This is a genomic window from Streptomyces sp. NPDC048392 (assembly GCF_043200575.1).
In the GTDB taxonomy this organism is placed as follows: Bacteria; Actinomycetota; Actinomycetes; order Streptomycetales; family Streptomycetaceae; genus Streptomyces.
Genome location: NZ_JBICYB010000005.1, coordinates 264,430 through 276,886 on the forward strand (window position 1 = coordinate 264,430; position 12,457 = coordinate 276,886).

The window sequence follows — 12,457 nt, forward strand, 5'->3', positions numbered from 1 at the left end:
GCATGGCGGCAACGCGGCACAGGTCCACTGCCCGCCGCTTCGTGAGATCCGCCTGTCGCTTCATAAGGACCGATCGTAGGGATTGAGGGCGGGCCATGTCACCGACGTGTCGCATGATGAGACACGATCGTCCGGAATGCGGGACGGAGGCCGGTGTCGGACGTCGCCGAGGACCGCCCGGGGCGGGGGCGGTCGTCTCCGCATCTACGGTACGGACGGTGCCGTCTCGCCTGTCGGACGTCATGCCCGTGGCGGACGCCGGACGCCAGAAACAGGACGCCAGAGACAGGACGCCGAACACAGGACGCCGGCGCCGTGCGGCGGGCCGCCCCTCGTCCTACCCGGCCAGCTCGACGTTCGAACCCTTCACCGTGATCTCGACGCCGTCCTCCGCCGCCTCGACCTTGTCCAGCTCGATGCCACCGGGCAGCTCGTCGATGGTCTGCTGGAAGTCGGTGATGGCCCGGATCCGGGACTCGGCGAGCTCCCTGCCGCCGATCTCCGGCAGACCGTCGGCGACCACCTCGACGTCGTCGTCCTTGACCTCGACCGAGCTGAGCACCTCGACCGGCTCGGGCACCTCGACGCCCAGGACCGTGGCCCGGAGCGACACCTTGATCTTGCCGTTGCCGCCGTCGGAGAGGCCGACGACCCTGGCGGTGATGCCGGGCGCGATGTCCGTGGGCTCGGACTTGGCGGCCTTCATCAGTTCGTCGTAGCCGACGGTCGCGGTGCCGGTGGCGGTGGCCGCGGTGGCGGACCTGTAGTCGCCGGAGAACGCGACGCCCTTCATGTGCGCGCGCAGCTCGGCGATACGGATCTTCTCGTCACCGTTGCCGGTGGACGCCTCGTAGTCGTCGATGCCGACCTCCACGTCACCCAGTTCACCGCCGGCGACCTGGGTGAGGAAGGGGAAGCCGTTGATCGAGACGTCCGGCGTCGAGGCCAGGTTCTCGGTGCTGCGCAGCTTGTCCGCCACCTCGTCCTCGGCGAAGTTGACGGCGACACGGTCGGCGATCACGAAGAGGCCGCCCAGGATCACGACGACGATCAACAGTATTCGCAGTGCGCGCATGCGGTGTTCCCCACCCTGGACGGTCGACGACGGCGGACCCGACGACCGGAGGCCGTCCAGCGCGAGCGTAACGCGGGCCGATGGCACCCCCCGAATTTTGTCGACCACCTGTAACAAGGGTGCCCGGCAACGCTCAGGCCAGGGCCCGGCCCAGGAGATAAACGGCCGGGGCCGCCGCCGCGAGGGGCAGGGCCACGCCCGCCGTGAAGTGGACGAAGCGGGAGGGGTAGTCGTAGGCCGCGACCCGCAGGCCGATCAGCGCGCAGACCCCGGCGCCCGCGCCGAGCAGGGCCCCGGACGCGCCGAAGTCCGTCATCGAGCCGACCGCGATCCCCGCACCGGCCGCCGTGAGCAGCGCGACGACCACGGACGCCGGAGCCGGCAGCGGCAGGGCACGGGCCACGGCGGCCACGGCGACCGCGATCGCGCCGACCGTCACCGCCTCCGCGTCGGCGGCGAGATACCCGCCCGCGACGACGGCCAGGGCCGCCGCGGCGATGGTCGCCATCAGGCCGTACATCCGCTCGTCGGGGTCGGCGTGCGAGCGCAGTCGCAGGACGAGGGAGAGCAGCACCCACACCCCGAGCGTGCCGAGGATCGCCGCCGGGGAGCGGTCCGACACCAGCAGCGCCGCGTCGGCGGCGAGCGCGCCCGCGAAGCCCAGCGCGATGCCCTGCCGGGCGGGCCACATGCCGTTCAGACGGAACCAGCCCGCCGCGGTGACGGCCTGGAGGGCGATGAGCGGGACGAGGAGGGCGTACGTGCCGAGCGCCGCCGCGCCGGCCAGCAGCAGCCCGAGCAGCGCGGTGAGACCGGCCGGCTGCATGCCCGGGTCGATGATCGGCGACCGCCCCTCCGCCCTGGCCCGCTGCGCGTCCGTGACCCGCGTGTTCCCGGCGACGGTCGCGGGACCGTAGCCCGGCTCGCCGGGGACGGGGGCGGGCACGGGGGCGGGCGCGGGGGACCCGTACGCCTGCGGCTGCGGCTGGTGCTGCGGCTGCGGCTGCGGCTGCGGCTGGGCTGCGTACATCTGCGGCTGGGACTGGTACGGCTGCGACGCGTACGGCTGGGGCTGCGGCTGCCCCTGCGGCGGCTGCGGCGGATACGACTGCGGCTGGGGCTGCGGGGCGTGCGGCGGCAGGTACGCCGTCTCCTCCGCGGAGACCGGCGGCTGCAGCTGTGTCTCCCAGGTCTGCCCCTGCCACTGCTGCGTGTACTGACCGGCGTTCGGGTCCGGTTGCTCGCCGTACCCCTCGTACGGCTGCTGCCCGGGCCACGCCTGCGCGTCGTACCCGGCGTACCCCGCCTGCCCTGCGTGGGCCCCGTGCTCGTCGTACCCCTCGTAGTGCCCCTCGTACGGCTGGTCCTGCCGGTACGGCTGGTGCGGCTGGTGCGGCTGGTGCGGCTGGTCGGTCATCGCTCACCCTCCTGCGAACGGCGGGAGCACCTCGACCGTGCCGCCGTCGGCCAGCCGTACCGTCTCGTGCCCGCGGGTGCCCACGGGGTCGCCGTCGACGAGGAACGAGCAGCGCAGCAGGACGCGCGCGAGTTCGCCCGGGTGGCGCTCGCGCACCGCGCCGAGCGCGTCGGCGAGCGTCGCCGCGTCGTACGGCTCCTCGGCCACCCCCGCCGCGGCTTTCGCGGCGGCCCAGTAGCGCACCGTGACCTTTGCCATCTGGATCCTTCGTCGCCGGTGCCGATCGGCGTCGGTGCCGATCGGCGTCGGTGCCGATCGGCATGAACAGTGTCAGGCTAGCCCGCCCGGGACACGGCCCAGTCGCCGATGCGGTGCAGCAGCCCCTCGTCCGACGCGTTCTCGGCGTGGCCCATGCCGGGCTCCAGCCAGAGTTCGCCGTGGTCACCGGCCGCGTCGGCCAGCATCCGGGGGTGGTCGAGGGGGAAGTAGCCGTCCCGGTCGCCGTGCACGACGAGCAGCGGCGTCGGCGCGATCCGTGCCGCCGCCTCCACGGGCGACAGCGGCACCGGGTCCCAGTCCCGGTGGTGGATACGGGTGCGCAGGCCGTAGCGGCCCACCAGGCGTCCGGCGGGGCGCATCACCAGCCAGTGCAGCCGGCGCATGGGCGCGGTGCCCCGGTAGTACCAGCGGGCGGGGGAGCTGACCGACACGACGGCGTCCGTGCGGGCGGCACCGCCACCGCCGTCGGCTGCGCCCCCTCTCTCCCTTCCCTCCCCTCCCTCCCCTCCGTCACCGCCGTACAGCGCGGCGTGCCGCAGTACCACCGAGCCGCCCATGGAGAAGCCGACGGTCACCACGCGGGTGTGCCCGAAGCCGCGCGCCCAGTCGACCGCGGCCGCCAGGTCGAGGACCTCGCGGTCGCCCACGGTGGACCGTCCACCGGACGTGCCGTGGCCCCGGAAGGAGAACGTGACCACGGCACCGTGCCGTGCGAACGCCGCCGCGATCCGTCGTACGTGGGGCCGGTCCGCGTCCCCCGTGAAGCCGTGCGCGACGACGAACACCAGGTCAGAGGCCTCGTGGTCGGCCGGTCCCGGCTCGTACACGGCGTCGATGAGGACACCGTCGGCCGTACGGAGGAAGGTGCGCGCGGGCGCGCGGCGCGGCGCCTCCCCGGGCGTCTCGGAATGCGGACGATTGACTGGACGACAGGTGGAACGCGCCACATGACCCGTCGGTCGGTTGCTCATGTCGGCTATTCTGCTGGGCAGAGGACTCGGGCAACGTAGCCCCCGGGTCCTTTCGTGCTTTCGGGAGCGACGCCGGGCAGCCGCCGGGCGTTCACCTCCCGGACGCGCGGCGGAACCCACGGGCACGGGATCCGCACCCGTACGAAGCAGTGCCGCAAACGTCCTCGCAGGGACCCGGGAGGAACCAGACGTTATGGGCGAGCGAACCGGGCACGACCATGAGACGACCCAGGCAGGTGGGACGCGATGAGTTCTCTGCTGCTCCTGACCAACGCCCTCCAGCCGTCGACGGAGGTGCTCCCCGCCCTCGGCCTGCTGCTGCACAACGTACGCGTCGCTCCGGCAGAGGGCCCCGCCCTCGTCGACACCCCCGGCGCCGACGTCATCCTCGTCGACGGGCGCCGCGATCTCCCCCAGGTCCGCAGCCTGTGCCAGCTGCTGCGTTCCACCGGGCTCAGCTGTCCGCTGGTCCTGGTCGTCACCGAGGGCGGCCTCGCCGCCGTCACCGCCGACTGGGGCATCGACGACGTACTCCTGGACACCGCCGGCCCCGCGGAGGTCGAGGCGCGGCTGCGGCTGGCAATGGGCCGTCGGCAGATCGTCGGCGACGACTCCCCCATGGAGATCCGCAACGGCGACCTGTCCGTGGACGAGGCGACGTACTCCGCGAAGCTGAAGGGCCGGGTCCTGGACCTGACCTTCAAGGAGTTCGAGCTGCTGAAGTACCTCGCCCAGCACCCGGGCCGCGTGTTCACCCGGGCCCAGCTGCTCCAGGAGGTGTGGGGGTACGACTACTTCGGCGGCACCCGCACGGTCGACGTGCACGTACGGCGGCTGCGCGCCAAGCTCGGCCCCGAGCACGAGTCGCTGATCGGCACGGTCCGCAACGTCGGCTACCGCTTCGTGACGCCGGAGAAGCCCGAGAAGGCGGAGCGCGCAGCGGAGGAGACGAAGGCGAAGGCCGGAAAGGCCCCGGACCCGGCCGACACGCAGGCGAAGACGGTGGACGCAAGGTCATCCAAGGTGTGACACGCCCTGCCCGGGGCGGGTCCATCCGCGTAGACTCCGCGCGTGGCCAAGGTGACTCGGGATGATGTGGCGCGGCTGGCGGGGACCTCGACCGCCGTCGTCAGCTACGTCATCAACAACGGACCCCGGCCGGTCGCCCCGGCCACGCGCGAGCGTGTACTCGCCGCGATCAAGGAACTGGGGTACCGGCCGGACCGGGTCGCCCAGGCGATGGCGTCGCGGCGCACGGACCTCATAGGCCTGATCGTGCCGGACGCGCGCCAGCCGTTCTTCGCGGAGATGGCACACGCCGTCGAGTGGGCCGCCTCCGAGCGCGGGAAGATGGTGCTCGTCGGCAATTCCGACTACGTCGGCGAGCGCGAGGTGCACTATCTGCGCGCCTTCCTCGGTATGCGCGTCTCCGGACTCATCCTGGTCAGCCACGCGCTGAACGACAACGCCGCCGCCGAGATCGACGCCTGGGACGCCCGGGTCGTCCTGCTGCACGAGCGCCCCGAGGCCATCGACGACGTCGCCGTCGTCACCGACGACCTGGGCGGTGCCCAGCTCGCCGTCCGCCACCTGCTGGAGCACGGGTACGAGTACGTCGCCTGTATGGGCGGCACCGCCGAGACCCCGTCCGTCGGCGACCCGGTCTCCGACCACGTCGAGGGCTGGAAGCGCGCGCTGAAGGAGGCCGGGCTCTCCACCGAGGGCCGGCTCTTCGAGGCGCCGTACAACCGCTACGACGCTTATCGGGTGGGGCTGGAGCTGCTCTCCGGGCCGCAGCGCCCGCCCGCGATCTTCTGCTCCACCGACGACCAGGCGATCGGCCTGCTGCGCGCGGCCCGCGAGCTGCGCATCGACGTGCCCGGCGAGCTGGCGGTGGCGGGCTTCGACGACATCAAGGAGGCGGCTCTCGCCGATCCGCCGCTGACGACGGTCGCCTCGGACCGGTCGGCGATGGCCCGGGCCGCCGTGGACCTGGTCCTGGACGACGGCCTGCGGGTGGCGGGCTCCCGGCGCGAGCGGCTGAGGGTATTCCCGTCGCGGCTGGTGACACGGCAGTCCTGCGGCTGCGCGTAGGGCCCACCCGGCGGGCGTCCTTATATCGGGCATACGAGGTTCTGCCGGGCTTCTCAGACAGTACTCAGGCCGCTCTCATGCGCGGGCGGGAAGCTCATGAACATGACCGAGAGCTTCCGCCGGAACGGCGAGTACGAGCACGCGAACCCCTACCAGGGAGCCCCCCAGCACGCCTCCTCTCCCGTCAGCCCCGAGTGGCCGCCCCCGCCGGCGCAGCCGCCCGGGACCCCCGTACCGCCTCCCCGGCCCGAGCCGTCGCACGGCACGCGCAGGGCCCGGAGCGGTCCCGCCGCGCTGCTCGCGGCCGTGGCGATCGTCGCGGCGGCCGTCGGCGGCGGCACGGCGTACGGCATCCAGGAGCTGACCGGCAGTGACACCGTCGCCTCCGGCGCCACCAGCACCAACGTGGTGCCCTCCAGCCAGAAGGGCACGGTCGCCGGGGTCGCGAAAGCGGTCAGTCCGAGCATCGTCGAGATCAACGCCACCTCGAACGCCGGCTCCTCGACCGGTTCCGGCGTGATCATCACCGGCGACGGCGAGATCGTCACCAACAACCACGTCGTGTCCGGCGCCTCGTCCGTCAAGGTGCGCACCAGTGACGGCAAGCAGTACACCGCCGAGGTCGTCGGCACCGACAGCGGGAAGGACCTCGCGCTGATCAAGCTGGAGAACGCCTCCGGCCTGAAGACCGCGACCCTCGGCGACTCCGACGGCATCGGGGTGGGCGACCAGGTCGTCGCCATCGGCTCCCCGGAGGGCCTGACCGGCACCGTGACCAGCGGCATCGTCTCCGCCCTCGACCGTGACGTGACCGTCTCGACGGACGAGGGGCGGCAGCAACAGCAGCAGGGCGGCCAGTGGCCGTTCGAGTTCGGCGGCCGGCAGTTCAACGGCGACACCGGCTCGTCCACGACGACGTACAAGGCGATCCAGACCGACGCGTCCCTCAACCCGGGCAACTCCGGCGGCGCGCTGATCGGCATGAACGGCGACATCATCGGCATCAACTCCGCGATGTACTCGGCGACCGAGTCCTCCGCGAGCGCGGGCAGCGTGGGCCTCGGCTTCGCCATCCCGGTCAACACCGTCAAGGCCGACCTGCCGGAGCTGCGGGCGGGCGCGAGCAACTGAGCGGACACGAGCGACAGCGCGGACACGGGAACGTGCGACGCTGAAGGCGTTGGCCCCCGTACCTCCCACCCGCCCCGTGCCCGTAGCCCATCGCACCCGAGGATCCCGAGCCCATGAGCCCCGCAGACGGCGACCGCGACCGTGACGTCCAGCGCATCCTGATCGTCGACGACGAGCCGGCGGTCCGCGAAGCCCTCCAGCGCAGCCTCGCCTTCGAGGGGTACGGCACCGAGGTCGCCTTCGACGGCGCCGACGCGCTGGAGAAGGCCGCGGCGTACCGGCCCGACCTCGTCGTCCTCGACATCCAGATGCCGCGCATGGACGGCCTCACCGTCGCCCGCCGGATCCGCGGGGCGGGCGACCTGACCCCGATCCTGATGCTGACGGCCCGCGACACGGTCGGCGACCGGGTGACCGGCCTGGACGCCGGCGCCGACGACTACCTGGTCAAGCCCTTCGAGCTGGACGAACTCTTCGCCCGCATCCGCGCGCTGCTGCGCCGCAGCTCCTACGCGGCGGCGGTGGAGGCCACCGGCAACGACGACACCCTCGCCTTCGCCGATCTGACCATGGACCTGGCGACGCGGGAGGTCACCCGGGCCGGGCGCCCGGTGGAACTGACCCGCACGGAGTTCACCCTCCTCGAGATGTTCATGGCGCACCCCCGCCAGGTCCTCACCCGGGAGCAGATCCTCAAGGCGGTCTGGGGCTTCGACTTCGAGCCGTCGTCGAACTCCCTCGACGTGTACGTCATGTACCTGCGCCGCAAGACCGAGGCGAACGGCGAACCGCGCCTCGTCCACACCGTCCGCGGCGTCGGCTACGTCCTGCGGCAGGGCGGCGCGGAGTGAGAGGGCCGGCCCGCCGCGTCCGCGCGCTGCCCATCCGGGCCCGGCTGTCGCTGCTGGTGGCGGCGGCGGTGGCGTTCGCGGTGGCGGCGGTCTCGGTGACGTGCTGGTTCCTGGTGCGCGAGCAGCTGTACAACCAGTTGGACGACCAGTTGCGCAGCGAGCAGGTGTCCAGAGGGCTGTTGAACAGCATGCTGCGCAACTGTCAGTCGGGGACACCGGAGGAACTTCCCCAGGTACCGAACGCCCCTGTCGTCACCATCCTGTACTCGGACGGCTCAACCTGCGTCAATCCCGGCAACGAGGAACTCCGCGTCCAGGACGCGGACGTGGACGTCGCCGACGGCCGGGCCGGGGACGCACTGCACACCGCGAGGACGACCGACGGCACAACGATGCGGGTCTACACACAGCGTGTCTACGACGCGGGCACCGGGCAGGTTCAGCCGGGCATCGCCGTCTCCATCGCCAAACCGGTCGAGGACGTCACCAAACCCCTGTCCTCCCTGGTCTGGGTCCTCCTGATCGTCTCCGGCATCGGAGTCATCGGCGCGGGCGCCGCCGGACTCGCCGTGGCCCGCGCCGGTCTGCGTCCCGTCGACGAACTCACCGACGCCGTCGAGCACGTGGCCCGCACCGAGGACCTGGCCGTCCGCATCCCCGTCGAGGACGACAGCGACGACGAGATCGCCCGCCTCTCCCGCTCCTTCAACAGCATGACCTCGTCCCTGGCCAGCTCCCGCGACCTCCAGCAGCAGCTCATCGCCGACGCCGGTCACGAACTGCGCACCCCCCTCACCTCCCTGCGCACCAACCTCGAACTCCTCACCCGGAGCGAGGAGACCGGCCGCCCGCTCCCGGAGGCGGACCGCAAGGCGCTGCTCGCGTCGGTCAAGGCGCAGATGACGGAACTGGCCGCCCTGATCGGCGACCTCCAGGAACTGTCCCGCCCCGACACCGGCCAGCACGAGGACCGCGCCCGCATCCTCGCCTGGCACGACGTCGTCGAGTCGGCCCTGCGCCGCGCCCGCCTGCGCGGCCCGGAGCTGACGATCGACGCGTGGGTGGCCCCCTGGTACGTGCGTGCCGAACCGGCCGCCCTGGAGCGTGCGGTCGTGAACATCCTGGACAACGCGGTGAAGTTCAGCCCGGACTCCGGCACCGTCGACGTACGCCTTTCCGAAGGCGTCCTCACCGTCCGCGATCACGGCCCCGGCATCCCCGCCGACGAACTCCCCCACGTCTTCGACCGCTTCTGGCGCTCCCCGAGCGCCCGCGCCCTCCCCGGCTCGGGCCTGGGTCTGTCGATCGTGGCCCGGACGGTGCAGCAGGCGGGCGGCGAGGTCGCCCTGACCCCGGCGGAGGGAGGCGGCACGACCGCGACGATGCGGCTGCCGGGGGCGCCCGTGCCGCCGCCGGAGGTGCCGTAGAACGCCCCGGCGGGCGACCGTTCGGCGTGTCGCGGTCGGCCGGAGAGAGCCCGTCGGGGCGGGCGGGCGGGATGTGACGCGTCCGGTCACCGCTCCGTGAGTCACGGCCCGTGGCCACTCGAGAAGGGCTGGGCGTAACTTGGCCCGGCACCCCGCGACGGCTGTGCCGTGCGGGGTGCCGGGCCCTCGGTGCCGCGGTCTCCGGTCGGCTACCGCACGACCGTGATCCGGTCGGCCGCCGGCGGTGCGATCGGGTCGCTCGCCGAGGAGTTGGCCGTCAGGTACTGCTCGAGCGCCGTCAGGTCGTCCGCTCCGACGAGCTCGTTCGCGCCCTCGCCCAGGGTCGTGAAGCCGTCACCGCCGCCCGCCAGGAAGCTGTTCGAGGCGACGCGGTAGGTGGCGTGCTCGTCGACGGGCGAGCCGTTCAGGCGAATCGAGTCCGTGACGACGCGGTCCGCGCCCGACTTCGTCAGGTCCAGGGTGTAGGTCAGGCCGGACGAAACCTGGAGGATCTTCGGGGCCGCCTCGTTCGGGCCGCTCACCTGCTCCTTGAGCACCTGGATCAGCTGGGCGCCCGTGTAGTCCTTGAGGTTCACCGTGTTGGCGAAGGGCTGGACGGTGAAGCCCTCGGCGTAGGTGACGACACCGTCGCCCTCCCGGCCCGTGGCCGCGTAGGTCAGCGGGGCGCGGATGCCGCCCGGGTTCATCAGGGCCAGGTCGGTCCCCGGGTCCAGGGACACGCCGTGGGCGAGCTGCGCGTCGGCGATCAGGTCGCCGAGCGGGGACTCGGTGCCGTCGCGGTTGACGTCTCCGGAGACGTAGCCGATGGGGCGGTCGCCGATCGGGGCGGCGAGGGTGCCCCACTCGCCGATCAGCCGGGTCATGTCGGGCGCCTTGGGGACGTCCCGCGTCACCACGTGGTTCGCCGACTTCACGGACGTACGGGCGATGTCACCCGTGCGGCGGTCGTACGTCAGCGTCGTGTCCGTGTACAGGCGGCCGAAGGACGAGGCCGAGGTGACCATGCGGGGGTTGCCCGCCGGGTCGGGGATCGTGCAGACGTACGCGTTGTGGGTGTGGCCGGTGACCAGCGCGTCGACCTGCGGCGTGATGTTCTTGGCGATGTCGACGATCGGGCCCGAGACGCCGTCGCCCGCGCCCGGGGAGTCGCAGTCGTAGTTGTAGGACGACGAGGCGGGGAAGCCGCCCTCGTGGATGAGCGCGACGATCGACTTCACGCCCTGGCGCTGCAGCTCCTTGGCGTACTTGTTGATCGTCTCGACCTCGTCCTTGAACGTGAGTCCCTTCACGCCCTCCGCCGAGACGATGTCCGGGGTGCCCTCCAGGGTCACGCCGATGAAGCCGACCTTGACGCCCCTCTGCTTCCACACCCAGTACGGCTTCAGGAGGGGCTTCCTCGTCTTCTCGTCCAGGACGTTGGCGGCCAGGTACGGGAAGTCGGCGCCCTCGAACTCCTGGTCCGTGTAGCAGCCCTCGGTGGGATGGCAGCCGCCGTTCTGGAGGCGGGCCAGCTCCTTGGCCCCTTCGTCGAACTCGTGGTTGCCGACGCTCGTCACGTCCAGGTCGAGCTTGTTCAGCGCCTCGACGGTCGGCTCGTCGTGGAAGAGCCCGGACAGCAGCGGGGAGGCGCCGACCATGTCGCCGCCCGCCGCGGTGACGGAGTACCGGTTGCCCTTGCGGGCCTCGCGAAGGTGGGTGGCGAGGTACTCGATGCCGCCCGCGTCGACGGTCTTCGTCGTGCCGTCCGGCTGGATCTCGGTGACGCGCCCGGAGGAACCGGCCGGCGGCTCCAGGTTGCCGTGCAGGTCGTTGAAGGAGAGGAGCTGGACGTCCTGGTAGCGGCCGTGGCCGTGCCCGTGGCCGCCATGGTCTCCGTGACCTCCGTGACCTCCGTGGCCGTGGTTGCCGTGGTTGCCTGCGCCCGCGCTCGCCGAGGCCGGCAGTGCCGCCGCGGCGAGCGCCCCGGCGGTGACGACGGTGGCGGCGGCGACGAGGAGACGGCTCGTACGGCGTCTGCGGCGCGGCTGGTGCGGCTGTGCTGTGGCTGGCATGCGCCCCCCTGTGGGTGTGCGTGGACGCGAGCCGCTGAGGAGACGGCTCGTCGGCGCACGAGCCTAGAGTCAACGCGCGTAGCGCGACAGGGGCTTCCGGGTTACAGCCTGGTTTAGCTTCGTCCTCGTCCACTGCCGCCGCTTTGCCCCACCCGCCCCTTACCCTCGTACGCATGACCAGCGACGACACCGTGCGGCACGGCCGCCCCCGCTCGATCGAGACCCTCGCCGAACTCGCCCCGGAGCAGACCGACGCCGTCCTCGCCCTGCTCACCGAGGCGGCCCGGAACGACGGGCAGCACGCCGTGTCCGAGCAGGGCCGGCTGCAACTGCGCGGTCCCGCGCGGGAGGGCGTCGTACACCTCCTGCTCACCGTCGACGGCGGGGGACTCGTCGGCTACGCACAGCTGGAAGGCACCGACCCGGTCGAGCCGCCGGCCGCCGAACTGGTCGTCCACCCCTCGCACCGGGGCCAGGGCCACGGCCGGGCGCTGGGCGCCGCGCTGCTCGCCGCCTCCGGCAAGCGGCTGCGGATCTGGGCCCACGGCGGGCACTCCGCCGCCCGGCATCTCGCGCAGGTCCTCGGGCTGTCCCTCTTCCGCGAACTGCGGCAGATGCGACGCCCGTTGGTCGGCCTCGACCTGCCGGAACCGCGGCTGCCCGAGGGGGTGGGCGTACGCGCCTTCGTTCCCGGTCAGGACGACGCGGCCTGGCTCGCCGTGAACGCGGCGGCCTTCGCCCACCACCCCGAGCAGGGCTCGCTCACCCAGCGCGACCTGGACGACCGCGAGGCCGAGTCGTGGTTCGACCCGGCGGGGTTCTTCCTCGCCGAGCGGGACGGCGAACTGATCGGCTTCCACTGGACCAAGGTGCACGCCGAGGAACGGCTGGGTGAGGTGTACGTCCTCGGCATCCGCCCCGACGCCCAGGGCGGCGGCCTGGGCAAGGCCCTGACCACGATCGGGCTGCGGCACCTGGAGGGGCGGGGCCTGCCCACGGCGATGCTGTACGTCGACGCCGACAACAAGGCGGCGGTGTCCGTCTACGAGCGCCTCGGATTCGCCACCCACGAGACGGACCTGATGTACCGCACGGAGACCTGAGCCGCGGGCTCCGCCCCGGCAGGTCCCTCGGGCGAGG

11 protein-coding genes are annotated in these 12,457 nt (G+C 72.4%); 6 read left to right on the forward strand and 5 right to left on the reverse strand.

What is annotated here, in order from left to right; translation table 11 throughout:
* Nucleotides 1-337: 337 nt before the first annotated feature.
* From ACGFYH_RS11055 to ACGFYH_RS11070, 4 genes are all read right to left on the reverse strand, one after another.
* Nucleotides 338-1,075 carry a DUF2993 domain-containing protein gene (locus ACGFYH_RS11055; protein ID WP_393802826.1) on the reverse strand — a complete coding sequence of 246 codons (738 nt, stop codon included), beginning with the start codon at nucleotides 1,073-1,075 and terminating at the stop codon, nucleotides 338-340.
* Between the two features lie 133 nt (nucleotides 1,076-1,208).
* Nucleotides 1,209-2,492 carry a hypothetical protein gene (locus ACGFYH_RS11060; RefSeq protein WP_393802827.1) on the reverse strand — a complete coding sequence of 428 codons (1,284 nt, stop codon included), beginning with the start codon at nucleotides 2,490-2,492 and terminating at the stop codon, nucleotides 1,209-1,211.
* 3 nt (nucleotides 2,493-2,495) lie between these two features.
* Nucleotides 2,496-2,750 carry a MoaD/ThiS family protein gene (locus ACGFYH_RS11065; RefSeq protein WP_393802828.1) on the reverse strand — a complete coding sequence of 85 codons (255 nt, stop codon included), beginning with the start codon at nucleotides 2,748-2,750 and terminating at the stop codon, nucleotides 2,496-2,498.
* Between the two features lie 77 nt (nucleotides 2,751-2,827).
* Nucleotides 2,828-3,742 (reverse strand): alpha/beta hydrolase, encoded by a 915-nt coding sequence (locus ACGFYH_RS11070; protein WP_393802829.1) that lies wholly within the window; start codon nucleotides 3,740-3,742, stop codon nucleotides 2,828-2,830.
* Nucleotides 3,743-3,988: 246 nt separating this feature from the next.
* Here ACGFYH_RS11070 and ACGFYH_RS11075 point away from each other — a divergent pair, with 246 nt between their 5' ends.
* The 5 genes from ACGFYH_RS11075 (at nucleotide 3,989) to ACGFYH_RS11095 (ending at nucleotide 9,245) form a co-directional block, all read left to right on the forward strand.
* Nucleotides 3,989-4,771, forward strand: a complete 783-nt coding sequence (locus ACGFYH_RS11075; RefSeq protein ID WP_393802830.1) for a response regulator transcription factor — start codon at nucleotides 3,989-3,991, stop codon at nucleotides 4,769-4,771.
* A gap of 42 nt (nucleotides 4,772-4,813) precedes the next feature.
* Nucleotides 4,814-5,836: a LacI family DNA-binding transcriptional regulator gene (locus ACGFYH_RS11080; RefSeq protein ID WP_393802831.1), complete on the forward strand. Its 1,023-nt coding sequence runs from the start codon at nucleotides 4,814-4,816 to the stop codon at nucleotides 5,834-5,836.
* Nucleotides 5,837-5,938: 102 nt separating this feature from the next.
* Complete coding sequence (locus tag ACGFYH_RS11085; RefSeq protein ID WP_393802832.1) at nucleotides 5,939-6,967, forward strand: S1C family serine protease; 1,029 nt, start codon at nucleotides 5,939-5,941, stop codon at nucleotides 6,965-6,967.
* A gap of 113 nt (nucleotides 6,968-7,080) precedes the next feature.
* Complete coding sequence (locus ACGFYH_RS11090; RefSeq protein ID WP_393802833.1) at nucleotides 7,081-7,818, forward strand: response regulator transcription factor; 738 nt, start codon at nucleotides 7,081-7,083, stop codon at nucleotides 7,816-7,818.
* On the forward strand, nucleotides 7,815-9,245 hold the full coding sequence (locus tag ACGFYH_RS11095; protein WP_393802834.1) for a sensor histidine kinase: 1,431 nt from the start codon (nucleotides 7,815-7,817) through the stop codon (nucleotides 9,243-9,245). Before ACGFYH_RS11090 ends, ACGFYH_RS11095 begins: the two co-directional genes overlap by 4 nt.
* 209 nt (nucleotides 9,246-9,454) lie before the next feature.
* Here ACGFYH_RS11095 and ACGFYH_RS11100 read toward each other — a convergent pair whose 3' ends face one another.
* Nucleotides 9,455-11,317, reverse strand: coding sequence for a bifunctional metallophosphatase/5'-nucleotidase (locus tag ACGFYH_RS11100; protein ID WP_393802835.1), 1,863 nt, complete (start codon nucleotides 11,315-11,317; stop codon nucleotides 9,455-9,457).
* Between the two features lie 173 nt (nucleotides 11,318-11,490).
* On the opposite strand from ACGFYH_RS11100, the gene mshD reads away from it, so the two are divergent.
* Nucleotides 11,491-12,420, forward strand: a complete 930-nt coding sequence (mshD, locus tag ACGFYH_RS11105) for a mycothiol synthase (protein ID WP_393802836.1) — start codon at nucleotides 11,491-11,493, stop codon at nucleotides 12,418-12,420.
* Nucleotides 12,421-12,457: the final 37 nt, after the last annotated feature.